The 25,417-nt window shown below is 73.5% G+C and carries 21 protein-coding genes; 10 read left to right on the top strand and 11 right to left on the bottom strand.

The features are described from left to right. Positions 1–55: 55 nt before the first annotated feature. Genes P0L94_08760 through mtrA form a run of 3 tightly spaced genes read right to left on the bottom strand, consistent with a single transcriptional unit; the run spans position 56 to position 4,159 of the window. On the bottom strand, positions 56–1,768 hold the full coding sequence (locus tag P0L94_08760) for an LpqB family beta-propeller domain-containing protein (protein ID WES66154.1): 1,713 nt from the start codon (positions 1,766–1,768) through the stop codon (positions 56–58). Then, on the bottom strand, positions 1,765–3,471 hold the full coding sequence (gene mtrB, locus P0L94_08765) for an MtrAB system histidine kinase MtrB (protein ID WES66155.1): 1,707 nt from the start codon (positions 3,469–3,471) through the stop codon (positions 1,765–1,767). The genes P0L94_08760 and mtrB overlap by 4 nt, the downstream gene beginning before the upstream one ends. Positions 3,472–3,478: 7 nt before the next feature. Then, positions 3,479–4,159 (bottom strand): MtrAB system response regulator MtrA, encoded by a 681-nt coding sequence (gene mtrA / locus P0L94_08770; GenBank protein ID WES66156.1) that lies wholly within the window; start codon positions 4,157–4,159, stop codon positions 3,479–3,481. Positions 4,160–4,365: 206 nt separating this feature from the next. Here mtrA and P0L94_08775 point away from each other — a divergent pair, with 206 nt between their 5' ends. The 6 genes from P0L94_08775 (at position 4,366) to aqpZ (ending at position 10,796) form a co-directional block, all read left to right on the top strand. Then, positions 4,366–5,778: a glycerophosphoryl diester phosphodiesterase membrane domain-containing protein gene (locus P0L94_08775; protein ID WES66157.1), complete on the top strand. Its 1,413-nt coding sequence runs from the start codon at positions 4,366–4,368 to the stop codon at positions 5,776–5,778. Continuing rightward, on the top strand, positions 5,769–6,449 hold the full coding sequence (locus P0L94_08780) for a DUF4129 domain-containing protein (protein ID WES66158.1): 681 nt from the start codon (positions 5,769–5,771) through the stop codon (positions 6,447–6,449). Before P0L94_08775 ends, P0L94_08780 begins: the two co-directional genes overlap by 10 nt. Then, positions 6,446–7,651 carry a DUF4350 domain-containing protein gene (locus P0L94_08785; protein ID WES66159.1) on the top strand — a complete coding sequence of 402 codons (1,206 nt, stop codon included), beginning with the start codon at positions 6,446–6,448 and terminating at the stop codon, positions 7,649–7,651. Before P0L94_08780 ends, P0L94_08785 begins: the two co-directional genes overlap by 4 nt. Then, positions 7,648–8,631: a MoxR family ATPase gene (locus P0L94_08790; GenBank protein WES66160.1), complete on the top strand. Its 984-nt coding sequence runs from the start codon at positions 7,648–7,650 to the stop codon at positions 8,629–8,631. Before P0L94_08785 ends, P0L94_08790 begins: the two co-directional genes overlap by 4 nt. A gap of 2 nt (positions 8,632–8,633) precedes the next feature. Continuing rightward, complete coding sequence (locus P0L94_08795) at positions 8,634–9,935, top strand: DUF58 domain-containing protein (GenBank protein ID WES66161.1); 1,302 nt, start codon at positions 8,634–8,636, stop codon at positions 9,933–9,935. Between the two features lie 78 nt (positions 9,936–10,013). Beyond that, entirely contained in the window at positions 10,014–10,796 is a 783-nt protein-coding gene (aqpZ, locus tag P0L94_08800) for an aquaporin Z (GenBank protein ID WES66162.1), read from the top strand. A 75-nt stretch (positions 10,797–10,871) separates the two neighbouring features. Here aqpZ and katG read toward each other — a convergent pair whose 3' ends face one another. The 3 genes from katG to P0L94_08815 are packed head-to-tail and all read right to left on the bottom strand — an operon-like array spanning position 10,872 to position 14,667. Continuing rightward, positions 10,872–13,133 carry a catalase/peroxidase HPI gene (gene katG, locus P0L94_08805; protein WES66163.1) on the bottom strand — a complete coding sequence of 754 codons (2,262 nt, stop codon included), beginning with the start codon at positions 13,131–13,133 and terminating at the stop codon, positions 10,872–10,874. A gap of 43 nt (positions 13,134–13,176) precedes the next feature. Continuing rightward, a complete protein-coding gene (locus tag P0L94_08810) occupies positions 13,177–13,623 on the bottom strand; it encodes a Fur family transcriptional regulator (protein ID WES66164.1) in 447 nt (148 codons plus the stop codon). A 48-nt stretch (positions 13,624–13,671) separates the two neighbouring features. Then, positions 13,672–14,667 carry a stage II sporulation protein M gene (locus P0L94_08815; GenBank protein WES66165.1) on the bottom strand — a complete coding sequence of 332 codons (996 nt, stop codon included), beginning with the start codon at positions 14,665–14,667 and terminating at the stop codon, positions 13,672–13,674. A gap of 16 nt (positions 14,668–14,683) precedes the next feature. Between P0L94_08815 and P0L94_08820 the strand changes: the two genes are divergently transcribed. After that, positions 14,684–15,544, top strand: coding sequence for an RDD family protein (locus P0L94_08820; protein ID WES66166.1), 861 nt, complete (start codon positions 14,684–14,686; stop codon positions 15,542–15,544). A 43-nt stretch (positions 15,545–15,587) separates the two neighbouring features. Here the strand turns inward: P0L94_08820 and ahcY are convergent, their stop codons facing one another. Then, complete coding sequence (gene ahcY / locus P0L94_08825; GenBank protein ID WES66167.1) at positions 15,588–17,051, bottom strand: adenosylhomocysteinase; 1,464 nt, start codon at positions 17,049–17,051, stop codon at positions 15,588–15,590. 37 nt (positions 17,052–17,088) lie between these two features. Then, on the bottom strand, positions 17,089–17,295 hold the full coding sequence (locus P0L94_08830) for a DUF3499 family protein (protein WES66168.1): 207 nt from the start codon (positions 17,293–17,295) through the stop codon (positions 17,089–17,091). A 76-nt stretch (positions 17,296–17,371) separates the two neighbouring features. On the opposite strand from P0L94_08830, the gene P0L94_08835 reads away from it, so the two are divergent. Then, complete coding sequence (locus tag P0L94_08835) at positions 17,372–17,818, top strand: metallopeptidase family protein (GenBank protein ID WES66169.1); 447 nt, start codon at positions 17,372–17,374, stop codon at positions 17,816–17,818. 9 nt (positions 17,819–17,827) lie between these two features. Here the strand turns inward: P0L94_08835 and P0L94_08840 are convergent, their stop codons facing one another. The 3 genes from P0L94_08840 to P0L94_08850 form a co-directional block, all read right to left on the bottom strand. Then, positions 17,828–19,243 (bottom strand): DUF5719 family protein, encoded by a 1,416-nt coding sequence (locus P0L94_08840; protein ID WES66170.1) that lies wholly within the window; start codon positions 19,241–19,243, stop codon positions 17,828–17,830. After that, positions 19,240–22,095, bottom strand: a complete 2,856-nt coding sequence (locus tag P0L94_08845) for a glycosyltransferase (protein WES66171.1) — start codon at positions 22,093–22,095, stop codon at positions 19,240–19,242. The genes P0L94_08840 and P0L94_08845 overlap by 4 nt, the downstream gene beginning before the upstream one ends. Positions 22,096–22,175: 80 nt before the next feature. After that, positions 22,176–22,502: a WhiB family transcriptional regulator gene (locus P0L94_08850; GenBank protein WES66172.1), complete on the bottom strand. Its 327-nt coding sequence runs from the start codon at positions 22,500–22,502 to the stop codon at positions 22,176–22,178. 206 nt (positions 22,503–22,708) lie between these two features. On the opposite strand from P0L94_08850, the gene P0L94_08855 reads away from it, so the two are divergent. After that, complete coding sequence (locus P0L94_08855) at positions 22,709–24,109, top strand: O-antigen ligase family protein (GenBank protein WES66173.1); 1,401 nt, start codon at positions 22,709–22,711, stop codon at positions 24,107–24,109. After that, the gene (locus tag P0L94_08860) at positions 24,106–25,413 is read left to right on the top strand and encodes an O-antigen ligase family protein (GenBank protein ID WES66174.1); all 1,308 of its coding nucleotides are present in this window, start codon (positions 24,106–24,108) and stop codon (positions 25,411–25,413) included. Before P0L94_08855 ends, P0L94_08860 begins: the two co-directional genes overlap by 4 nt. Positions 25,414–25,417 lie beyond the last annotated feature (4 nt).

Here is a 25,417-nt window from a genome sequence, read left to right on the forward strand (position 1 = left end):
CGTCGGCGCGCCGGCATCCGTGGGCGGATGCGCCGCTCGAGCGGGCTGGGGAGGACTACCCGGGAGTGCCCTGCTGCGTCGCCAGCACGAGCACGCCCGTCGCGGACTCCTGCCAGTTCGCGCCGCGGCGCACCAGCAGCGTGTCGTCCTCGGTGCGCAGTCGCACGGTCGCCGGCGTCGGCCCTCCCGCGAGCGCGACGACCTCCGCGGGCGCGGCGACCGAGGACGTCGGCCCGCCGACGATCTGATCGGACACCACGGCGGTGTCCTCGCCCGCGGTCACGGCGCCGACGGTGACGTCGTCCAGCCACGCGATGTCCGACACCGGTCCGTCCAGGACGCCGAGCACGATCGGATCACCGAGGGAGCGCGGCACCGCGTCGGCGTCGCGCACCACGCCGGCGCTCCACAGCTCCACGCGCGAGCCGACCAGCACGGCGGCGGCGAGGCGCGTGCCGTCGCGGGAGACGGCGATCGCGGACACGCCCGCGGCTCCCGTGAGGGCGTTGGCGATCTCGATCCGCGTGCCGTCGCGGGTCACGGCGACGAGCGCCCCCGGTTCGGTGCGGGGCACGCTCCACACGGCCCCGGCCGGGTCGACGGTGGGGTCCACGAGCCTGCTGCGCCGGTCGACGACCTCGTCCGTGCCGGTGTCGCCGACGCGGTGCACACTGCCGTCGCCCGCCTTCACGGCAGCCACCGCCCGCTCGGCGGTGACCTCGACGGCCGTCGGCTCGAGCCCGGGCACGACGTCGCTCAGTCCTTCGAGGGGGGTCAGCTCGTCGGCGGCCAGCAGCCCGAAGCCGTCCGCGGTGAGCACCAGCGGCGGACCCGACACGCGCGTGGACCGGGTCTCGACGCGCTCGGCCTGCAGCGGGGCCTGGGCGACCGACATCTCCACACGGCTGACCCCTGCGGTGGCCAGGCTCGCCTGCAGCTGCGTGAGCATGCGGTCCAGCGTCGCCGGATCCACCGCGAGGGCGGTGTCGTCGAGTTCGACCTGGGCGACACCCGAATCCACCGGGACCGCGGCACGCGCCGTGACCCCCTCGGGGAAGCTGGTCACGACCGCCTCGGCGAGCCAGTCGGCCATCGGCTTGTTGACCAGCGCGTCGGCGATGCGCGTCGGGGCGTTCGTCGCCGGGAACCAGCGCACGTCGGGGACGAGGTACTCCCAGTCCGGGTCGAAGTAGAACACGGAGTACTGGCGGTACACGCTGGGGAACACGTCGCGATCCAGCACGATGCCGTCGGGCGCCTGCGTGATGCGCCACTCGCCGTCCTCCTGCACCTCGAGCGAGAACGCCAGCGTCGTCGTGCCCGCGTCCACCGGCGAGTACGTCCCGCGCTCGTCGACGCCCGCGATCGCCACGACCGAGACCGACACGGTCGACTCGCCCACGATCTCGTCATCCGCCTCGCCGACGGCCGCGCCCGCGGTGTCGTAGACCCGATCGCCCGGGAGCACCACGGTCACGCCCACGTCCGGGCGCCACTCGGCGGCGAAGTCCGGCGCCAGGTACTCGCGGGCGCGGGACCAGCCGTCGGTGGGGCCGGAGCCGGCCAGCAGGAAGCCGTCGACGATCTCGTCCGGCGTGGCCCCCGGCTGCGGTCGCTCGGGGAGGAAGATCGTGTCCGCGGGCGCACTCGACGAGTCCGCCTCCTGACCCGGATAGACCGGCCCGCTCGTCGGCAGGCCCGCGCACGCCGACAGCGCCAGCGCCAGCGCTGCGGCCGCCGCGGCCGCCACCCACCGCCGCGCCCTCACGATGCACCTCCCCCGGCCGCGCCGCTGCGTGCGACGCCGCCGTCGAGCCCGATCGTGTCGATCGGCTGGGTGAGCCCGAGCGCGTCGATGCCGCTCGCGGTGTCCTCCGTCGGCTGCGCGCCGATCGGCGAAGGGCCGGGCGGGGAGCCGGGGTCGCGCGGGATGGTCAGGACGAAGTTCGAGCCGATCCCCGGCTCGCTCCACACCGCGAGCGTGCCGCCGTGCAGACGCGCGTCGCCGAGCGCGATCGACAGGCCCAGGCCCGTCCCCCCGATCGTGCGCTTGCGCGACGGATCCGCCCGCCAGAAGCGGTCGAAGACCCGCTCGGCATCCTGCGGACGCATGCCGAGCCCGTAGTCGCGGACGCCGATCGCGACGGCGTGCTGATTGCTGTCGACCGTGACGACCACGGGGCGATGCTCGCCGTGCTCGATGGCGTTGCCGAGCAGGTTGCGGACGATGCGCCGCACCCGGCGCGGATCCATGTCGACCGGCGTGTACCCGCCGGGCGCCACCAGACGCACATCGACCCCGTGCTGCTCGGCGAGCTGCTGCATCGAGCCGATGACATCCTCCGCGAGGTGGGCGAGGCTGGTCGGCTCGAGTTCGAGCTGCACCGACCCGGCGTCGTAGCGGCTGATCTCGAGCAGGTCCGTCAGAAGCGTCTCGAACCGCTCCACCTGGGCGTTCAGCAGCTCGGCGGCCCGGGCGGTCGCCGGGTCGAACTCCTCGCGGTGGTCGTTGATCATGTCGGCGGCGAGACGGATCGTCGTCAGCGGCGTGCGCAGCTCGTGCGAGACGTCCGAGACGAACCGCTGCTGCACGAGCGAGAGGTCGGCGAGCTCCTTGATCTGCGACTCGATGCTGTCGGCCATCGCGTTGAACGACCGGCCCAGGGTCGCCAGCTCGTCCTCGCCGCGCACCGGCAGGCGCACACCCAGTTCGCCGGCCGCCAGCTGGGCGCTCGTCTCTGCGGCCTCGGAGATCGGGATCGTCACCGACCGCAGCACGAACCAGGCGATGCCCCCGATGAGGACGACGAGCGCCACGCCCGAGAACCACAGCGTGGCGTGGACGAAGCCCAGCGTCTGCGATGCGCTGGCGAGGTCATAGGCGAGATACAGCTCGTACGGGCCGACCCCGGGGACATCCAGCTGCTGGCCGACCATGATCCCGGGCAACTCGCCGCCGCCGTCGACCGGGATCGCCACGGACTGCCACCACTGCTGCCCCTCGCCGAGCTGCACGCGATCCCGCATGCCCTCGGTGATGACGTCCTCGGCCCACGTCGCGGTCGCCCAGTCCTGCGGGGCGTTGCCGGTCGCCGGCCCGATGCGGAATGCCGCCATCATGTCGGCGGCGGTCTGCTGCTGCATCGCGGTGCGCACCGCCGTCATGACGTTCTGCAGCTGGACCTGGTCGCCCTGCGTCGCGGCGCTGTCGAGGGTGGCCTGCGCCGCCGACTGCGCCCGCATCGCATCGCCGAGCACCTGCCGCAGGCGCGAGTCGAAGAGGTCGTTCTGGATCGCCAGAGCCATCCAGACGCACGCGACGGTCACCGCCAGCGACGTCAGCCCCAGCGTCACCGCGAGCGTGCGGAAGCGCAGCGAGCGGCGCCACAGCCCGGCGATGCGGCGCGGCCATGCGCGCCACTCCCGCCAGGAGTCCAGCGGCGCCGAGGTCGCCGTCGCGCCGGTGGTCACGCCCGCCTCAGACGATCGCCCCGGCGCGGTAGCCGACGCCGCGCACCGTCGTCACGATCGAGGGGTTGTCGGGGTCCTGCTCGACCTTGGCGCGCAGGCGCTGCACATGGACGTTCACCAGGCGCGTGTCGGCCTTGTAGTGGTAGCCCCACACCTGCTCGAGCAGCATCTCGCGCGTGAAGACCTGCTGCGGCTTCGACGCGAGGGCCACGAGCAGGTCGAACTCGAGCGGAGTGAGGGCGATCTGCTCGTCGCCGCGCCGCACCTCGTGGGCCGACACGTCCACGGCGAGGTCGCCGATGCGCAGCACCTCGGTCGCCGTGGCGCCCACGGGGCGCAGCCGCGTGCGGATGCGGGCGACGAGCTCCTTGGGGTTGAAGGGCTTGACCATGTAGTCGTCGGCCCCCGACTCGAGGCCCTTGACGACGTCGGCGGTGTCGGTGCGGGCGGTGAGCATGATGATCGGGATGCCGGACTCGGCGCGCACCTGCGTGCAGACCTCGATGCCGTCCATGCCGGGGAGCATGAGATCCAGCAGGATCAGATCCGGACGCTCGGTGCGCCACGCCTCGACCGCCCGGGCGCCGTCGGCGCAGAACACCGTCTCGAACCCCTCCGTGCGCAGCACGATGCCGATCATCTCGGCCAGCGCGGTGTCGTCGTCGACCACCAGGATCCGTGATGTCATGTGCCTGCGTCGTCCTTTGCGTGGGGTGAGGGCACGGCGGCTCCAGCGCCGTCCCCGTGCGCTTCCCACAGAGTAGTCGACCCCGGCCGGAGGTGGGCCCGGGGCGCGCCCGTCGGCGCTGTGACACGATAGGGATCCGGCCCGCGAACGCCGATCGCGCATCTGTGGGTCCGGTGGCCTCGGATGCGACGCAGGAAGGGACGACCGTGACCGCCTATCCCGCCTGGACCCCGGCATCCCGCCCCGGCATCATCCCGCTGCATCCGCTGTCGTTCGGGGCCATCCTCGGCCGCTCGTTCGCGGCGCTGCGCCAGAACCCGCGCGTGCTGCTCGGCTTCGCCCTCGTGGTCCAGACCGCGGCATATCTGCTGATCATCGCGGCCGTGGGGGGCATCGGCGTCCTGGCCTTCACGAGGCTGGACACCGTGCCGGCCGGCAGCGAGGACTTCGATCAGATCATGGCGGGGTCGATCGCGCTCGTCCTCGTGGCGGGCTTCGTGCTGGGGCTGGCGGCCGGAGCGATCGGCGTGATCGTCCAGGGGGTCGTGGTGACCGAGGTCGCGCACGCCGCCGTCGCCGAGAAGCTCTCGCTGCGGAGCCTGTGGCGGCAGGTGCGCCCGTCGGTGTGGCGCCTGATCGGCTACACGCTGCTGCTGAGTCTGGGCGTGCTGGTGATGATCGCGATCGTCGTCGGCGCCGTGGTCGCCGTGGGCGTGGCGGCACCCGCCGTCGGGATCGGCCTCGGAGTGCTGCTGGGCCTCGCCGCGATCCCGCTGACGCTGTGGCTGTCGACGAAGCTGCTCCTCGTCCCCGCCGCGATCATCCTCGAGCGGGCCACGATCCGCGAGGCCCTCGGACGCTCCTGGACGCTGATCCGGGGCCGCTTCTGGCCGGCACTGGGGATCATCGTCCTCCTGGCGGTGATCTTCGGCACCATCGGCCAGGTCGTCAACGTCCCCTTCGCCCTGCTGTCCACGGGGCTCACGGCGATCATCGCCCCCACCGGCTCCGCCGATGCGAGCGCGCTGATCGCCACGGTCGTGACACTGCTGCTGTCGCAGGCGGTGACGCTGCTCGTGCAGGCGGTCGCCGTGGTGGTGCAGTCCACCGCGACCGCGATCATCTACATCGACTGCCGGATGCGGCGCGAGGGCCTGGATCTGGACCTGCTGGCCTACGTGGAGCGGCGGGACGCCGGCGCCGCCGACCTGCCCGATCCGTACCGGCAGGGGATCGGGCGCGCCTTCGCGCGTCCCATGCCGGGACCGTACGGTGCGGGCGCCTTCGCTCCCGGCCCGTACGCGCCCGCGTCGCCGACCGGGCAGGTCCCGTACCCGGCGCCGCCGGCATACGGCTCGGCGCCGCCGTACCCTGCGGCGCCGCCCTACCCTGCCGCATATCCGCATGCCGCGGCGCACCCGCACCCTGGGGCGTCGGCCGCCCCCGCCGCGGCGGCACCGCCCGCGCCGGCCGCCCCGCCCCCTGCCTCGGAGGGCGCGCCCGGCGCACACGACGCCACGAGAGGGTCCGCGGACGCCGACGCGCCCGCTGCCGAGAGCGCGCCGGAGTCCACACGGTGGGCGGCGCCGGGCGACGACGAGGGCGGCGCGTGGCGCTGACCGGCCTGCGGGCGCTCGCGGCAGCCGCGGCACCCCTCATCCCCGACGGTGACGAGGCCCGCGAGTGGGCGCACCGCGAACTCGCCGACCCGGTGTACGAGCAGGCGCGCCCGACCGCGTTCGACCGCTTCGCGCAGGCGGTCGGCGAATGGTTCGCGAATCTCTTCTCGGCGGAGGTCCCCGGTCAACTGGGCGCGACACTGGCGCTGGTCGCCGCCGGCGTCGTGATCGTCGTGATCGTCGCGGCGTTCCTCATCTGGGGGATCCCCCGCGCGACCCCGCGGGCGCATCACGCGGTGATGCCGCTGTTCGGCGAGGACGAAGCGCGCTCCGCGGCGCGGCTGCGCGCCGACGCAGCCGGCGCGGCGGGGCTCGCGCGATGGGACGAGGCGATCGTGCTGCGCTTCCGCGCCCTCGCGCGTGGCACCGTGGAGCGCGGCGTCGTGCACACGCCGCCCGGTGCCACGGTGCACGCCTTCGCGCGCGCCGCCGGTCGGGTCTTCCCGGCGCACGCCGACGCGCTCGAGCAGGCGGCCACGGCGTTCGACGACGTCCGCTATCTGCGCCGACCGGGCACCGAGCAGCTCTACCGGGTCGTGGCAGACGCCGACGCCGCGGTCGTGGCGGCCGGGCCCGCCGTGCTCGCCGTGCTCGCCGAGGAGCCGGCATGAGCGCGGCCGCGACGCGCGCACCCGCCGCGCGGACCGTGCACCGGCCGCCGCGGCGGCGCGCCGTGGCGACCTGGATCGTGATCGGCGCCGTCCTGCTGGTCGTCGGCGGTGTCGGCGCATGGCTGTCGGGCCTCTACGCGTGGAGCCAGCGCGGCGCGCTGGACCCGGAGTCGGCCGGCCCGGCGGGCACGCGCGCGATCGTCGAGGTGCTGCGCGATCACGGCATCGAGGTGACCATCGCCCGCGACCGGCAGGCGGCCGCCGACGCACTGGCCGCAGGCCCCGCGACGCTCGCCCTGCCCGACGCCCCGGCACTGTCGGACCGGGCCCTGGACGATCTGGCCGAGCCGGCCGCGGACGTCGTGCTGCTGGACCCGCGCGCCCGCACGCTCGCTCTCCTGGCGACGGGGTCGGCGCTCGCCGGCGAAGGCGATGACGCCCTCGCCGAGCCGGGATGCGCGCTGCCCGAGGCCTCCCGCGCCGGCGGCGTCGTCCCCGGCGCCGTCTACGTCGCCCGCGCCGACACGACGGCCTGCTACCCGTCCGGCCCCGGGTACGGCCTGCTCGTCGCAGAGGAGGACGGACGACGCATCGCCGCGCTCGACGCCCGTGCGATCCTGGCGAACGACGTCCTGGCCGCGGACGGCAACGCCGCTCTGGCGGTGAACCTGCTCGCCCGCCACGACACCGTCGTGTGGTACGTCCCGAACCCCGCCGACACCGACCTCGTCGACACGTCGCCCTCGCTCGGCGACCTGACGCCGCCGTGGGTGAGCCCCGTGATCGTGCTGCTGCTCGCGGCCGGCGCAGCGGCCGCACTGTGGCGCGGCCGCCGCTTCGGGCCGCTCGTGTCCGAGCGGCTGCCGGTGACCGTGCGCGCGGCGGAGACGACCGAGGGGCGCGCGCGGCTGTACGAGCGCTCCGGCGACGCCGCCCACGCCGCCGACCAGCTGCGGCGCGGCACCGCCGACCGCCTGGCCGGGATGCTGGGGCTGGGACCCGCGGCATCCGCCGACCAGATCGCCGATGCGGCGGCCGCCGTGTCCGGATGGGATCCGCGCACGGTGCGCGGCATCCTGATCGAGCAGACCCCCGACGGCGACGCCGAGCTCGTCGCCCTCGACGAGCGGCTGCGCCATCTCGAGCAGGCCGTGCGCGCCGTCGTGCGCGCCGACGCCCCACGCGAAAGGAACGCCGAATGACCGACACCAGCGCCGGCCCCGCCCTCGACGACGCCGCGCTCCGCGAGGCCATGAACCGTGTGCGCACCGAGGTGGGCAAGGCCGTCGTCGGCCAGGACGGGACGGTCACCGGGCTGCTGATCGCGCTGCTCGCGCGCGGCCACGTGCTGCTGGAGGGCGTGCCCGGCGTCGCGAAGACGCTGCTCGTCCGCGCGCTGTCCAGCGCCCTGGGGCTGGACACGCGACGCATCCAGTTCACCCCCGACCTCATGCCCGGCGATGTGTCGGGATCGCTCGTGTACGACGCGCGCAGCGGGGAGTTCGAGTTCCGCGAGGGACCCGTCTTCACCCACATCGTGCTCGCCGACGAGATCAACCGGACGCCGCCGAAGACCCAGGCCGCGCTCCTGGAGGCGATGGAGGAGCGCCAGGTCTCGACGGACGGCGTGACGCGCGCGCTCCCCGACCCGTTCCTGGTGGCCGCGACGCAGAACCCCATCGAGCACGAAGGCACCTACACGCTGCCCGAGGCGCAGCTGGACCGCTTCCTGATCAAGCTCGTCGTGAATCTGCCGGCGCGGGACGCCGAGCTCACGGTGCTGCGCCGCCACGCGGCCGGGTTCGATCCGCACGACCTGGCCGCAGCCGGCGTGGGCCGCGTCATCACGGCCGACGAGATCCGGGCCGCCCAGCGGGCGGCGGCATCGGTCTCGGTCTCCGACGCGGTCCTCGGATACGTCGTCGACCTCGCGCAGGCGACCCGGCGCAGCCCCTCGGTGCAGCTGGGCGTGAGCCCGCGTGCGTCGACCGCCCTGCTGGCCGCGGCCAAAGCCTGGGCGTGGCTCGGCGGCTATCCCGCCATCACGCCGGATCACGTCCAGACGATGCTCGTGCCGACATGGCGGCACCGGATCCGGCTGCGGCCCGACGCCGAGCTCGAAGGGGTGTCGGTGGACGCGGTGCTCGGCTCGGTCGTGCAGCAGACGCGCGTGCCGATCTGACGATGTACGTCACCGCCCGCCTCCCCCTGCTCGTCGCGCTCGGCGCGCTGCCGGTCGTGCTGCTGTCGGTCGCAGGCGTCGACGCGTGGCTCGCGATGGCGGGGTGGGTCGCCGTCTCAGGCGTCGCCACGCTCGCGGATGCCGCGGCCGCACCCGACCCGCGCCTGGTGCGACTCGAGCGCGACATCCCGCACCGGGCCCGTCGCGGGGAGCCCGTGCGCACGACGCTGCGAGTGCGCAACATCGGCGCGCGCACCGCGCGGCTGCGCGTGCGCGACGCGTGGCAGCCGACGGCGGGCGCCCCCGGCGCGCGGGCCCGCATCGTCGTGCCGCCGGGCGAGTCGCGCGAGGTCGAGGTGCCGCTGCTCCCCCGTCGCCGGGGCGAATTGGCCAGCGAGTTCGTCACGCTGCGCTCGGCGGGGCCGCTCGGGCTGGCCGGGCGCCAGGCGTCGCTCGTCTCGCGCGGTGCGATCCGCGTGCTGCCGCCGTTCACCGCACGCCGGCACCTCCCGTCGCGCCTGGCCCGGCTGCGCGAACTCGACGGCAACACCAGCGTCCAGGTGCGCGGTCGCGGCACGGAGTTCGACAGCCTGCGCGAGTACGTGCGCGGCGACGACGTGCGCTCCATCGACTGGCGGGCCACCGCCCGTGCGGGCACGACGATGCTGCGCACGTGGCGGCCCGAACGCGATCGGCATGTCGTCATCGTCATCGACACCGGGCGGACGGCGGCCGCCCGCGTGGGCGACGGCGTGCGGCTGGATGCGGCGATGGAGGCGGCGCTGCTGCTGGCCGCCCTCGCCGCGCGGGCCGGGGATCACGTCCATCTGCTGATGTTCGACCGGGTCGTGCGGGCGCGCGTGACCCGCGTGGACGGCCCCGGGCTGCTGCCGGCGCTCGTGGAGGCGATGGCGCCCGTCGAGCCGCAGCTGATCGACACCGACTGGGATGCGGCGTTCGCCGCGACACGGTCGCTGACCTCGAGGCCGTCCCTGGTCGTGATCCTCACCGCGCAGGACGCACCCGACGCCGCGCGGGGGTTCCTCGGCTCGCTGCCGGCGCTGACCGCGCGCACGCACGTCCTGGTGGGGGCGGTGACCGAGGATGAGCCCGAGGCACCCGAGCGCCCTGACGCGCTGGACGTGTACCGCGCCGCGGCATCGGCGCGCGCCGGGCACGACGCCGCGCTCGTGGCGGGGGCGATCGCGCGCGCTGGCGGCGAGTCGATCACGGGCGGCCCCGACGCGCTCCCGCCTCGGATCGCCGACCGCTACCTCGCCCTCAAGGCGGCCGGCCGGCTCTGACACGCGGGCCGCCGCCGCGCCGCTGCGGCGCCCAGGCGATGCGGGACGGTACTCTCGCGGCGAGGAAAGGAGTCCGCCATGTCGGATACCCCCGAATTCACCACCGCGAACAAGCTCGTCGCCGAGGCCCTCGGCACCTTCCTGCTCGTCTTCGGATCGATCGGCACCGCCCTGTTCGCCAGCGACTTCGGAACGGGTGCCAACGGCACGTCGCTCGGCGTCGGATTCATCGGCGTCGCCCTGGCGTTCGGCCTGACGCTGCTGGCGGGTATCTACACGTGGGGCCCGATCTCGGGCGGCCACTTCAACCCCGCCGTGACGTTCGGGCTCGCCGCGGCGGGCCGGTTCGCGTGGAAGGACGTCACCGGCTACGTCATCGCGCAGATCGTCGGCGGCCTCGTGGCCACGACCTTCCTCGTCCTCATCGGCGTGTTCGGGCCGGGCGGCTGGCTCCCGGACGCGCAGAACGCCGGCTTCGCGAGCAACGGTTGGGGCGAGCTGTCTCCGGGCGGATTCGGGTTCGGCGCCGCCGTCACGGCCGAGATCCTCTTCACCGGGATCTTCGTGATGGTGATCCTGGGCGTCACGCATCCGCAGCGGGGCACGGCGGGCTTCGCAGGGCTCGCCATCGGGCTCACGCTCACCTTCATCCACCTGGCCTCGATCCCGATCGACAACACCAGCGTGAACCCGGCCCGGTCGATCGCGACGGCCGTCTACGGGGGCGGGCTGGCGCTGGGGCAGCTCTGGGTCTTCATCGTGTTCCCACTCGTGGGCGGACTCATCGGGGGCCTGCTGCACCGCGGCCTGTTCGAGCGCGAGGGCGTCGCACCCGCTCAGATGGAGGGCCGCACGCGCTGAGCGCCCGCGGCGCGAACGACGGACGGCCCGCCCCCGATCGAATCGGGAGCGGGCCGTCCGGCCGTGCGGTGGCGATCAGGCGAGGTCGAAGCGGTCCAGCTCGGTGACCTTGCCCCACGCGGCGACGAAATCGCGGACGAACTTCTCGTGGGCGTCGTCCGAGGCGTAGACCTCGGCGACGGCCCGCAGCTCCGAGTTCGAGCCGAACAGCAGGTCGGCGCGGGTGCCCACGCCCACCTTCTCGCCCGAGCCGTCCTTGGTGCCGACGAAGGCGTGCGAGCCCGGGTCCAGCGGCTTCCACGTCGTGCCGAGGTCGAGCAGGTTCACGAAGAAGTCGTTCGTGAGCGTGCCCACGCGGTCCGTGAGGACACCGTGGTCGGAGCCGTCGTAGTTGGCGCCGAGCACACGCAGGCCGCCGACCAGGACGGTCATCTCGGGCGCACTGAGCGTGAGCAGGTTCGCCTTGTCGACGAGGTGGTGCTCCGCCGGGAGCTCCGCGAGCGGCCCGTAGTAGTTCCGGAACCCGTCGGCGATGGGCTCGAGGTACTGGAACGAGTCGGCATCGGTCTGCTCGTCGGTGGCGTCGGTGCGCCCGGGGTGGAAGACCACCGCGGCCTCGACGCCGGCGTCGGCCGCAGCCTTCTCGACCGCCGCGTTGCCGGCGAGCACGATGAGGTCGGCGAGCGACACCCTCTTGCCGTCGGTGCGGCCGTCGTTGAACGCCGCCTGCACGCCCTCGAGCGCGCCCAGGACCTTCGCCAGCTGAGCCGGGTTGTTCACGTCCCAGTCCTTCTGCGGGGCGAGGCGGATGCGAGCGCCGTTGACGCCGCCGCGCTTGTCGCTGCCGCGGAAGGTGGATGCCGCAGCCCATGTCGTCGAGACCAGCTCGGACACGGTCAGTCCCGTCGCGAGGATCTGCTCCTTGAGCGCAGCGGCGTCGGCGTCGTCGATCAGCTCGTGGTCGACGACGGGCACCGGGTCCTGCCAGATCAGCACCTCGTCCGGCACTTCGGAGCCCAGGTAGCGCGCGATCGGGCCCATGTCACGGTGGGTGAGCTTGTACCACGCGCGTGCGAACGCGTCGGTGAAGGCCTCCTGATCCTCGGCGAACCGGCGCGAGATCTTCTCGTACTCGGGGTCGAAGCGCAGCGACAGGTCGGTGGTGAGCATGCGCGGCTCGCGACGGCCCTCGGAGTGCGCCATCGGCACCATGTCGCTGCCGCCGCCGTTCTTCGGGCGCCACTGGTGGGCGCCCGCCGGGCTCTCCATCAGCTCCCACTCGTAGGCGAAGAGGATGTGGAAGAACTCGTTGTCCCAGCGCGTGGGGTGGTAGGTCCACGTCACCTCGAGCCCGGACGTGATCTGGTCGTCGCCCTTGCCCGAGCCGAAGTTGTTCTTCCAGCCCAGTCCCTGGCGCTCCAGGCCCGCGGCCTCGGGGTCGTCCTCGAGGTACGAGTCCGACGCCGCACCGTGGGTCTTGCCGAAGGTGTGGCCGCCGGCGATCAGGGCGACGGTCTCCTCGTCGTTCATGGCCATGCGGGCGAACGTCTCGCGGATGTCACGGGCGGCCAGCACGGGGTCGGGAGTGCCGTTCGGGCCCTCCGGGTTGACGTAGATGAGCCCCATCTGCACCGCGGCGAGCGGGCCCTGCAGCTCACGGTCGCCCTTGTAGCGCTCGTCGCCGAGCCACGTGGTCTCGGGACCCCAGTACACGTCGTCGTCCGGCTCCCACACGTCGGGGCGGCCGCCGGCGTAGCCGAAGGTCGGGAAGCCCATGTTCTCCAGCGCGACGTTGCCGGCGAGGATCATCAGGTCGGCCCACGAGATCGACTGGCCGTACTTCTTCTTCACCGGCCACAGCAGACGTCGGGCCTTGTCGAGGCCGACGTTGTCCGGCCAGCTGTTCAGCGGCGCGAAGCGCTGCTGTCCGGCGCCGCCGCCGCCGCGACCGTCGGTGATGCGGTAGGTGCCCGCCGAGTGCCAGGCCATGCGGATCATGAGGGGGCCGTAGTTGCCGAAGTCGGCGGGCCACCAGTCCTGGCTCGTCGTGAGCACGACGTTGATGTCGGCCTTGACGGCGTCGAGGTCGAGGGCCTCGAAGGCGGCCTTGTAGTCGAAGCCGTCGCCGAGCGGGTTCGCCACCGCGGGGTTCTTGGCGAGGATCTTGAGGTTCAGCTGGTTGGGCCACCACACGCGGTTCGCCGAGCCCGCGGTGGGGTGCGGCTGCGCCGAGTGGACCACAGGGCAGCCGCCGGGCTGCTCGGGGGTCTCGGTGACGGTGACGGACTGGTCGGGCTCGGTGGCTCCGCCCACGCCGGTGGCGTTGGTGTCGGTCATGGTTTTCCTTCCTCGATGGATGAACGGTGGACGAACGGGATGCTCACGACGTGGCGGCGAGCGCGGCACACGCGGGGCATACGCCCCAGAAGGTCACCTCGGCGACCGACAGGGCGTAGCCGTGAGCGTCGCCGGGCGTGAGGCAGGGCGCCTCGCCCACGACGCAGTCGACGTCCTCGACGGCCCCGCAGCGCGAGCAGATGAGGTGGTGGTGGTTGTCGTCGACGCGCAGCTCGAACAGACCGGGAAGGCCCGCGGGCTCGATGCGTCGGACGAGCCCGGCCGCGGTGAAGTCCGACAGCGCGTTGTAGACGGACTGCAGACTCGTCGCGGGAAGCTCGGCCGCGACGCGGCGATGGATGTCGTCGGCGCTCGCGTGCGGGAGGTCGGTCAGCGCCTGGAGGACGGCGCGGCGGGGTTCGGTCGACCGCAGTCCCGCGCCGCGGATCAGGCCCGAGGCGTCGGGCGGCAGAGCAGGTCCGTGACGCACGACTCCAGCCTAGCGTTGTTTTGAGTCATCCAAAAGAGCGACATCCGCTCAGCCGGCCACCACGGTGGGCGTGCCCGCCTCGTACTCCGTCAGGTCGCCGGTCTCGCCGCGGCGGTGGGCGCGACCGCCCACCCACAGCATGTAGAGCAGGAAGGCCGCGAGCGCAAGGGCGCCGATGCCGATCTTGAGTGGCCACGGCCACGCCTGACGCGTGACGAATCCCTCGATCAGACCCGAGACGGCCAGGGCGAACACGAGTCCGACGGCCACGGTCGCCAGCGACCGCCCCGCGGCCGCGAGCGACTCGCCCCGTGGGCGCGGCCCCGGGGCGACCCACGCCCAGAAGATGTGGAGCCCCGCCGCCGCGGCGACGAAGACACTCGTGAGCTCGAGCAGGCCGTGCGGGAGGATGAACAGAACGAACACGTCACCCCGGTCGAACGCGAACATGACGGCGGCGGCGACGCCCACGCCGACGGCGTTCTGCACCAGGACCATGAGCGGCCAGAATCCGGTGATGCCGAACATGACGCACTGGGCCGCGATCCACGCGTTGTTCGTCCATACCGTCCCGGCGAACACCGCCGCCGGGTTCTCGCTGTAGTACCCCGTGAAGTCGTTCTCCGCGTACTGCTCCAGCTGCGCGCGCGACCCGAGACTCGCCACGAGCGCCGGATCCGAGTTGACCCACAGCGCCACGACGGCCACGACCGCCGTGAACGCCGCGGCGATCACCAGTGTGGTCCAGCGCAGCCGATACAGCGCTGCGGGCAGCTGCAGCGCGAAGAACCGCGGGATCTGGCGCAGCGCGTTCTCGGGGGCGCCGGTCAGGCGCAGGCGCGCCCGACCGAGCATCGTCGAGACGTGGTCGGAGTGGACGCTGCGCCCGGCCGACGTCTTGATGTCGGCGAGGTCCGCCGATGCGGACCGGTACCGCTCGACCAGCTCGTCGACCTCGGCGCCCGACAGGCGTCGCGACCGGCTGAGCTCGTCGAGCCGTTCCCACTCGGCGCGGCGGGCTGCCGCGAGGGCGTCGAGGTCCATTTGCTTTACTGTACCCATGCCTCCTGCCGCGGACCGTGGGGCCGCCTCAGCGCCGGTCGTCGTCGAGATCCACCAGGACGAGGTGCTCACCGGCGAGGCCGTCGCGCTCGACGTGCAGCCCCTCGGCTACTTCCTGCGCGCGCTGGGGACGGTCATCGACATGCTCGTGGGGGTGGCGGCCCTCGTGCTGTTCGGGTTCGCCGCCGGCTGGCTGGTGTCGGCGGGCGCCCTCGACGCGAACGTCGTCCCGATCCTGTCGATCGCGGTCGTGGTGATCGTGACGATCGTGGTGCCGACGGTCGTCGAGACGACGACGCGGGGACGCAGCCTCGGTCGGCTCGCCGTCGGCGGGCGCATCGTGCGCCTGGACGGCGGCGCCGCGGGATTCCGGCACGCCTTCATCCGCGCCGTGCTCGGGGTGTTCGAGCTGTGGTTCACCGTCGGCGCCGTGGCCGCGCTCGTGGGCGCCTTCACGCCGCGCGCGCAGCGACTGGGCGACCTCGTCGCCGGCACCTACTCCGAGCGGACCCGCACGCCGCGGCTGCCGGACGTCTCGTCGCAGCTCCCGCCGTCGCTGGCGCCGTGGGCGCGCGTGGCCGACGTGGCCCGGCTGCCCGATCCGCTCGCCCGCCGGCTGGCGCGGTTCACCGCGGGTGCGGACCGCCTGGATCCGCCGGCACGCGCCCGGCTCGCCGCGGCTCTCGCGGACGAGGCGAAGGCGTTCGTGTCCCCGGTCCCCGCGAGCGATCCCGAGACGTTCGTGCGCGGCGTCGTGGCGATCCGGCGCGATCGCGAGTTCCGGGCCCTCGAACTGGAGAGCGCGCGCGTGGCCGGGCTCGTCGGCGCGCACGAGCGGCGCGGGCTGCCCAGACGCTGACGCATGCGCGGGGCGTGCACCCTGCGGGCGTGCCCGGCCGGGATCAGTAGCGGTAGTGGTCCAGCTTGAACGGCCCCTCGACGGCAACGCCGATGTAGGCCGCCTGCTGCGGTGTGAGCGTGGTCAGCTCGACACCCAGCGCACCCAGGTGCAGCCGGGCGACCTTCTCGTCGAGGTGTTTGGGCAGCACGTACACGCCGGTCGGGTAGTCCGCGGTCCGCGTGAACAGCTCGATCTGGGCGAGCACCTGGTTGGTGAAGGACGCGCTCATGACGAACGACGGGTGCCCGGTCGCGTTGCCGAGGTTGAGCAGACGGCCCTCGCTGAGCACCAGCACGCTGCGCCCCGTCGGCAGGCGCCACTCGTGGACCTGGGGCTTGATCTCGATCTTCTCGGCCCCCGCCAGCGCCTCGAGCCCGGCCATGTCGATCTCGTTGTCGAAGTGGCCGATGTTGCCGACGATCGCCAGATGCTTCAGCGCGAGCACGTGCTCGACGGTCACCACGTCCTTGTTCCCGGTGCCCGTGATCAGGATGTCCACGTCGCCGGCGACGTCCTCGAGCCGCGCGACCTGGTAGCCGTCCATGGCCGCCTGGAGGGCGCAGATCGGGTCCACTTCGCTGACGATGACCCGGGCGCCCTGACCGCGCAGCGCCTCGGCGGCTCCCTTGCCGACGTCGCCGTAGCCGCACACGAACGCGACCTTGCCGCCCATCAGAACGTCGGTGGCGCGGTTGATGCCGTCCGGCAGCGAGTGGCGGATGCCGTACTTGTTGTCGAACTTGGACTTGGTGACCGAGTCGTTGACGTTGATCGCCGGAAACAGCAGCCGTCCGGCGGCCGCGAGCTCGTACAGCCGGTGGACCCCCGTCGTGGTCTCCTCGGTCACGCCCACCAGGCCCGAGGCGATCCGCGTGAATCGCTGCGCATCGCGCGCCAGGCTCGCCCGGAGGGTGTCGAGCACCACGCGGTACTCCTCCGAGTCGTCCTCGGCTGCCGGCGGAACGGCGCCGGCCCGCTCGAACTCGACGCCCTTGTGCACCAGCAGCGTGGCGTCGCCGCCGTCGTCGAGGATCAGGTTCGGACCGTCGAACCCCTCGCCGCTCCAGTCGAAGATGCGGTCCGCGAGCCGCCAGTACTCTTCGAGGGTCTCGCCCTTGAACGCGAAGACGGGCACGCCCGCCGGATGCTCCGCGGTGCCGTGCGGCCCCACGACGACGGCCGCGGCCGCTTCGTCCTGGGTCGAGAAGATGTTGCAGCTGGCCCACCGCACCCGGGCGCCCAGGGCCGTCAGGGTCTCGATGAGCACCGCGGTCTGCACGGTCATGTGCAGCGACCCCGCGATGCGGGCTCCCGCCAGCGGCTGCGCGTCGGCGAACTCCGCGCGCAGGGCCATCAGGCCCGGCATCTCGTTCTCGGCGAGGCGGATCTGGTGACGGCCCGCGGCAGCCAGCTCCAGATCGGCGACGACGTACTCGACGGCGGCGACGGACGTTTCGGTCGGCATCCCGTCATTGTCCCACGCCGGGTGCCGCGCGCGTCGGTCAGGTGCGCAGGGTCTCGTGCCGCACGACGATCCAGCCACGCGGCACCGAGAGGCGATCGGTGTGGATCGCGCACAGGTCGTGCGCGTGCGGGTCGCCGGCGGCTCCCAGCGGCCCGAGCGCCGCCATCTGGTCGCCGTAGTCGTAGGTGAGGGTCGACACCGCCTCGCGGGCGCACCCGACCTTGGAGCAGAGTCTCTCGCGCATCGCGGACCACGCTATCGCCCTCCCGCCCCCCGAGCGGCAGGCCGCGCCGGGGAGGCTCGGCGCCTAGGATGGGCGCATGGCTTGGCGACACACCCGGGACTCCCACCGCGCGGGTTCCGCCGCCCGGCCTCAGCGCCACGGACGACACGGGCGCGAGGGCAGGAGCGCCGTGGTGCGCCCGCCGCTGCCGCCGCTGGAGACGCGGATCGACCGGTTCGACCTGTCGGTGGGGACGTCGGCGGAGTTCCTGCGCTCCGCATGGCCCGAGCTGCGCGACGTCAGCTTCGAGATCGCCGACATGCCGCCGGCGACCGACGACACCGGCATCCCTCGATGGACGGTGCTCGCCGATGCGCGCCGCATCATCCTCTACCGCGTGCCGATCGAGCGGCTGAGCCATCTGCATCGCAACGACGACCTGCACCGCCGGATGATGGTCGAGAGCTGCGTCTTCCGCGCGGCGGCCGAGTACCTCGACCGCGATCCGTGGGACCTCGGCCCGGATCGCTTCCGGTTCCTGTGAGCGGCCGGCTCACGGATACACGATGATGGCGGGTGCCGCGGCGTCCGCCGGCCAGACCGGATAGCCCGCGAGCGCGCCGTCGCCGGACATCGAGATCCCGGCGCGCACCGCCGCGGACCCCGGGTCCACTTCGTAGACCGTCCGGGACCTCAGCGACATCGACGCCGTCCCCCCGGCGGGTACCGACAGCGTCGTCTCGCCGGAGCGGGTCACGGCGTTCACGGTCACCTCCACGGCCTCGTCGCCGGGATTGGCCACGACCAGCGTCGCGGCCGGCCCGACCGGAACGGCGACGAGGCTCGCGGCGTCGACGAGAGGCGACGAGGCGTGCCACGCGAAATCATCGCCGGCGTCGGACCCGGTCGTCTGCCACAGGCCGGCGACGACGGGCACGTCCGCCTGGACGTCGACCGTGTACAGGCCCGCATCCAGCTCATCGAGCCCCACCTCGGTGGGCACGCCGGCCACGAGCGGGACGTCGGTGAGGGTCCGGATCGGTGCCCGCACGCCCAGCGCCATGACGGTGATCGTGGCGGTCCCGTCGGCGGAGGGCGACAGCAGGCGCGCGAGCGTCGGGATGTCCGCACGGGCGTCGACGGCCGACTCGGGCACGCGCACGCCGACGATCGTCTGCTCGGTGGCGGGCTCGGCGATGGGGCCCACCTGGTCCGCGCCGACGGGATCGAGCACGCGCGTGAGGCTCGACTGCAGGGATGCCTGCACGGGAGCCCCCGACGAGGTCACCCGCACGACCGGGCTCTCCTCGCCCAGGGCGAGCCCCGCGAGGGGCACGACGCGCTGCGTGCCCGGGGCGACGACGATGCGCTCGCCGCCGGCGGGGATCGTCGCGCCGGCGGCTCCGTAGACGGTCAGCTGCACGATCGACGGGACGACGCCGGGATTGGCCAGCATGAGCAGGTCCGCCGCTCCGGTCGTCGCGGCGCCGCCGACCAGCCAGGATTCCAGCAGCGGCGGACGACAGGCCGATGCGGCGAAGCCGGCGATGTCCTCGTCGTCCACCGTCGAGGCCCCCGCCGCTGCGATGTCGGTCCGCTCACGGCCCTGCGGCGCGGCGAAAAGCGCGATCGGCCCTTCGCCGACGGTCACCGACACCGGCGCGAGGCGCGTCTCCTCGGGCTCCGGCGACCCCTCGGCGACCGCCCACGTCACGGCCTGCCGCGTGGCGGCGCCGATCGCGCCGACGTCGGTCACGTCGCGCCCGATCGCCATGAGCCCACCGGTGCACGCGAGCACCGAGGCCTCGGGCGCGGGCACGGCCGACACGCTGAGCGGCTCGCGATCGTGAGTGGGCCAGGGCAGCGTGACCGCCGTGACCGCCGCCACGACGGCTCCCGCCGACACGAGCGTTCCGGCCAGCATGCGCGCACTGGTGGCGGCCCAGCGGAATCGTCGCGGTTCGCTCATCGCCATTCCCTCCAGTGCGGCCCGACGATGCGGGGTGACCGCCGTGACGCGCGGCGCGAGGCGGCGGTCGGAATCGCCAGCAGCGCCGCGATCGCCACCGTCGCCAGCTGGACCGCCGCGATGAGCTCGGCCAGCGGTTCGGTGCCCGGCGGCACGGGCGCGCGCGGCGCGACGTCCTCGGTGACGCGCCACAGCGCTCCCTTGTCGGTGTCGCCGACGGCGTCGAGCCCGTCGCGCTGATCGAGGGCGTTGCGCGCGGTCAGCGTCGCGGAGCGCGCGGCGTCGGACTCGTTCGGCGCGGCCGCCGCCAGGAGCACGAACGAGATGCCCCGATCGGCGACCTCGGCGACGACGTCCTGAGCTGCGGGCGTCATGAGGTCCGCCGCGAGCGCCGCGACCTGAGCGTCCTCGGGCGTCGGCTCGGTGCGCGCGGACACGATGGTCGCCTGCGCGCCGATCGTCTCGCTGCCGCCCCAGATCACGCGCGCCGACACTCCGCCGTCGTTCTGCGGGGTGAGGACGATCGTGCCGAGGTCCGGATCGCTGCGCCCCTCGGCCGCGACGTAGGCGGGCAGCGTGCTGACGGGTCCGTCGGTGAGCACCGACGTCCCGCGGCTCATCGCCGACAGCGACGGAGCCGCGAGCACCGCGACCGCGGCGACCACGACGACGCCGGCGCCGGCGCGCGCGAGCGCCAGACGCGGCGGGAATCCGGCGTCCAGCGAGACCAGCGCGGCCCCCAGGACCCCGAGCCACGCGAGGCTGAGCCCCGCGCCCGGCCACAGGGCGACGGTCTGCGACTGCGTGTACGAAACGCTGACGCCCACGCCGGCGAACGCCGTGGCGACGCCGGAGGCGGCGATCACGAGCAGCGTGATGCCCACCGCCCACCGCTGCGTGAGCGGCGCGAGGAGCGCCAGCAGCGCGAGCGGCGCCGACAGCAGCGGCACCCACCACGTGGGGCCGTCGGGAAGCAGGGTCTGCCACCCCGCGACGTCGGGCGTGGGGATGCCGGCGACCAGCAGCGACCGGCCGACGGGGTCGGGGCCGACCTGGGGACCGGCCCACACCATCCCCGGATCGGCGAGCAGTCCCCACCCGTCGCCGGTCGCGACGGCGCGCCAGACCAGGGGGATGGCCAGCGCGATCGACGGCACCACGGTCCACAGCAGGCGCGTGACGCCGCGCCCCGAACGGAGGGCGACGGCCAGCACCACGGCACCACCCCACACCAGCAGGAGGGCGGGCGCGAGCGACGGCGAAGCGGCGACCACGGCGGCCAGCAGCAGCGAGGCGGCGCCCGCAGCCGACCATGATCGGTGCGCGACGGAGCCGGCGTACAGCAGCCACGGCAGCAGCAGGTGCACGATGACCCCGGTGGGGCGGCCGTCGACCAGGGCCACGAGGAACGCGGGGGCCAGTGCCCACAGCGCACCGCCGACGATGCGCAGGAACGGGCGGTCGGTGACGCGCGTCGCCGCGACCCATCCGCCCAGCGCCGCCAGCGGCAGGGCGAGCACCCACAGCAGCGACAGCACGCGGGACGGATCCCACCACGTCAGCGATCCCAGGACGGCGACGACGGCGGCGAAGGGGTCGGCCGGGCCGAGGGTGTCGAGCCCGAGCGCACGGCGCCCCCACGCCGCATCGACCCACAGCTGAGCGACCTGCTCGCGCAGCGGCGCCAGCGCGCCGCCGCCGGGGACCGGCCAGGCCAGCAGCGCGGGGAAGGCGATGACCGAGACCACGAGCGCGGCGAGCACGAGCCACGCGCCCCCGCCGGCGAAGAACCGCAGATCCGGGCGCCGGTAGCCCCCGGCCGAGTCGTCGTCGTCCTCGTCCTCGACCCGCTCGCGCTCCTGGACGCGCGTGGCCCGCAGCGCCGCGATCTGGGGCCACGCCGCGCGGCGCGTCGCCGCGATGCGCCGACGCGCACGGACAACCGCCGCCACGCGCACCCAGACGACGGCCGTCGCCGCCCACTCGGGGGCGATGAGGCCCGGCTGCTTGCGCACGAGATGCAGCACCGTGCGCAGCGCGGCCAGCGGCAGGAGCCCGAGCCACAGCAGCACGGCGAGCGCCGCGGGGACGTAGACGAGGTGCCGGTGCAGCCACGCCGCACGGCGCGCGTAGGCCGCACGGCGCCGGCGCGCGGGGGTCAGCGGCGACGGCAGGCCCGCGACCCCGTCGTCCGATGTGGCGACCAGCGCCGCGGGGACGAGGACGACGCGCGCGCCGGCCAGTCGCGCGCGCACGCCCAGGTCGAGCCCTTCGTCGGCGCCGGCGAGCGCGGCGTCCAGTCCGCCCAGTCGCTCCCACGCGTCGGCGCGCACCAGGAGGCCTCGCACATCGGCGCCGAGGACGTCGTCGCGGCCGTCGTGCTGACCTTGATCGAACTCGCCGTCGGCCAGCCCCACCGTTCGGCCGAAGCGGCTCAAGGTCACGCCCAGCGACACGATCAGACTGCGGTCGTCCCACCGCACGAGCTTCGGCGCGACGAACGCGACCGATGGCGCGCGCTCCAGGGCAGCGACCAGATGAGACAGGGCCTCCGGCTCGGGCGCGGTGTCCTGGGCGAGGAGCCACAGGGCATCCGCACCTTCGGCGCGCGCCGCGGCCTGCGCCGTCGCGGCCGCGAAGGACGTGGCGGCGGGAGCGGTGATCACGTCGTCCGCGCCGGACCCGGCGACGACCTCGCTCACGCCATCGTGCTCGCCGCACAGCACGATGGTCAGCGCGTCGGGGGCGCGGGTCTGCGTCCCCAGCGCCGCGAGCGTCCGCCGCAGGTGGAACGCGGCGGGCGTGCGGCCGTCGGGGCGCACGACGACAAGAGCATGGACACGGGCGGGCATGACGAGGTCAGCCTAGGCGCGACACCGGGCAGCGCCGGTCGCACGCGCCGCCCACGGCGGATCCGCCGGGCACCCTGCGCTCAGCTGGCGTGGCGCTTGAGCTTGCGGCGCTCGCGCTCGCTGAGACCGCCCCAGATGCCGAACCGCTCGTCGTTCTCGAGCGCGTAGTCGAGGCATTCGCCGCGGACGTCGCACGAGCCGCAGATGCGCTTGGCATCCCGCGTGGAACCGCCCTTCTCCGGGAAGAACGCCTCGGGGTCGGTCTGGGCGCACAGCGCATCGGTCTGCCACGCCAGGGCGTTCTCCTCGTCGCCCGGCGGCTGCCGGCGTACCCCCGGCACGCCCAGCTGGACGGGATCGACGAACCAGTTATCGGGAACGCCGGAACGGTATTGTGCAGCCGCCATGTCGTCCTCCCCCTCGGATTTCCCCCCACCACGCCGGTCCGCGTGTACGGATAATTACACCCGTGTCATTCCCATCGGTCAAGTCGCGGATACTAAAGCCTCAAGGCCCCGTTTAACGTTCGCGACGCGCCGACGGCGTGTCGCAGGCGGATAACGGTCCGCGCAGCCCCGGCCGGGCGGACCGCGCGCGGTACCCTTTCCTCACGATGGCCCAGTACTCGAAGCACCCGGTGTCGCTTCCGCCGACGCCCCCGGCCCGCGAGAAGACGGGCCACCTGATGCTGCGGGCCTGGGTCGTGTTCGTGCTGTTCAGCGCGTTCGCGGGCCCCGCGTGGGTGAACGCCTTCGGACCCTACGGCGCGGCGGTCGTCGCCATCGGCGGCGGCATCGTGTCGGTCGCGGTGTGGCTGCGCCTGCGGCCGCCGCTCGCGTGGCGACGCCTGCCCTGGTACGTCGTCACGTACGTGGCGTGGGCGACGCTGTCGCTGACGTGGTCGGCGTGGCCGGCGACGACGGCGCTGACCCTGCTCCTGCTGCTCATCACGACGCTCCAGGCGGTCTTCATCGGCAGCGCGCTCACGTGGAGCGAAGTGGTGCGATCGATCGCCTCCGCGCTGATGTGGGTCCTGGCGCTGTCGATCCTGTTCGAGCTGTTCGTCTCGCTCGTCATCCACGGCCCCGTGCTCCCCGGGTTCGCCACCGCGACCGGGCCGGTCGATCCGATCGTGTACTGGTCGCGCGACAACCTCTTCGCCGGCGGCCGCATCCAGGGGATCATGGGCAACGCGAACCTGCTCGGGCCGGTCGCGCTGCTGGCGATCGTGGTGTTCGGCATCCGCTACGCCGCTGCGCCGCCGCGCCGCACCCTGCTGCTGGTCTGGATCGCGCTGGCGGGGTACCTCTTCTTCCGTGCGGCCTCGGCGACCGCCTTCGTCGCCGCCGTGGCCGTGGCGATCGTGCTGACCACGGTGCTGCTGATGCGCACCGTGCGGCGCCCGGGCGGACGCACGCGCTACTACATCGGCTACGCGCTGATCGGGCTCGGCGGCGGGACCGCGCTGTGGATCTGGCGGGACGACCTGTTCACGACGCTCGGACGCAGCGCCGACCTGACCGGACGCGAGGACATCTGGGCCGCCGTGCTCGAGCGGGCCGGCGAGCGGCCGGTGGCCGGATGGGGGTTCGCCTCACCCTGGATGCCGTGGGAGGCGTCGTTCGACGGCTGGATCATCGATCACGACCAGACCGTCATGCAGGCCCACAGCGTGTGGGCGGACGTGTATCTGCAGCTGGGCGTCGTCGGGCTGGTGCTGTTCGGCGCGCTGATGATCGCGTATGTCTGGCGCGCGTGGTTCTTCGCCGTCGACCGACCCCGCTGGGATCTGCGGGCCGACCGACCCTACTCGCCACTCACGCTGCTGCCGACCCTGCTGGGAGCCATCCTGCTGGTGCAGGGCGTCGCCGAGTCGTCGCCCCTCATCCTGTGGGGCTGGATGCTGCTGGTGCTGCTGGGAGCCAAGATCAAGCAGTCGCCGCTGATCGGGGTGGGCCCCGCCGAGCAGAGCGCGGCGATCGAGCGCGGCGAGCCGTCGAGATACCGCCCGTGAGCGACACCGGTCGCACGCGCCCGTGGGCGGCGCAGGTGCTGGACTCGCCGTCGTTCGCCCGCGCGTACACCTACACCGTGCTCGGAGCGGTGTTCGCCTCGTATCTGATCGAACGGCTGACCAGCCGCGTCACGTACGCCACGATCATCGCCGGCCTGTGCCTGCTCGGCATCGGCGTCCTGATCAGCCGGCGCCGCGAGGTGTCGCTGCTGCGCCTGGTGCCGACGTCGCTGGCGATCTTCATCGCCTGGACGTTCGCGAGCATCTTCTGGAGCACCGACTCGAGGCTCTCCGCGGCGAGCTGGATCTCGACCGTCGCGATCGCCCTGCTCGCCGTCGTCATCGGGCACGTGCGGGACACGCTGCAGACGGTGCGCGCGCTCAGCGACGTCCTGCGCGTGATGCTCGGGGTGTCGCTCGGCGTCGAGATCCTCTCGGGGATCCTGCTGGACACGCCGCTGCTGTTCCTCGGCGTGCGCGGCGACATCGCCGACCTCGGCCCGATCCAGGGCATCTTCGGCACCCGCAACATGCTCGGGTTCGTCGCCGTGCTGGCCATCATCACGTTCCTCATCGAGTACCGCATGCAGTCGGTGCGCACCGGCGTCTCGCTGGCGTCGGTCGTGCTCGCCGGCAGCCTCGCCGTGCTCAGCGACTCCCCCACCGTCCTCGTGGTGGCGGTGGGAGTCGGCACGGCGCTGGGGGCGCTGTGGCTCGTGCGCCACACCCCCGAGCGGCGCCGCTCCGCCGTGCAGACGGCGCTCGGCGGCCTCGTGGTGATCTCGCTCCTGCTCGGATACCTCACCAGGCACGCCATCATCGCGTTCATCAACGCCGGACGCGACATCTCGATGCGGGTCGACCTGTGGAACGCCATGGTCGACCTCGTCCGCCTGCGGCCCATCCAGGGCTGGGGCTGGTACGGCCCGTGGGCCCCGCGGGAGCTCCCCTTCAATCTGCTCAACTACCGACTCGACGCCGACCACGCGACGGGGCTCAACGCGTGGTTCGACGTGCTGCTGCAGACCGGGTGGATCGGCCTGCTCATCTTCATCGCGTTCGCCGTCACCGCACTGGTGCGCGCGTGGCTGGACGCCTCGGCCCGCAGGTCGGTGCTGTACGCATGGACGCCCCTCATGATGGTGGCACTCCTCGTCGACTCGGTCTTCGAGTCGTTCACCCTCGCCGGACTCGGCTGGCTCATGCTGGTGCTCCTGGCCGTGCGGGCGGGGCAGTCGCGCTCGTGGCGTCGGCGGATCGACTCCTCGCCGGTCGACCCCCCGGGGCTCGAGGCCGAGAACTGACTCG

Source organism: Microbacter sp. GSS18, from assembly GCA_029319145.1.
Taxonomy (GTDB): Bacteria; Actinomycetota; Actinomycetes; order Actinomycetales; family Microbacteriaceae; genus Microbacterium.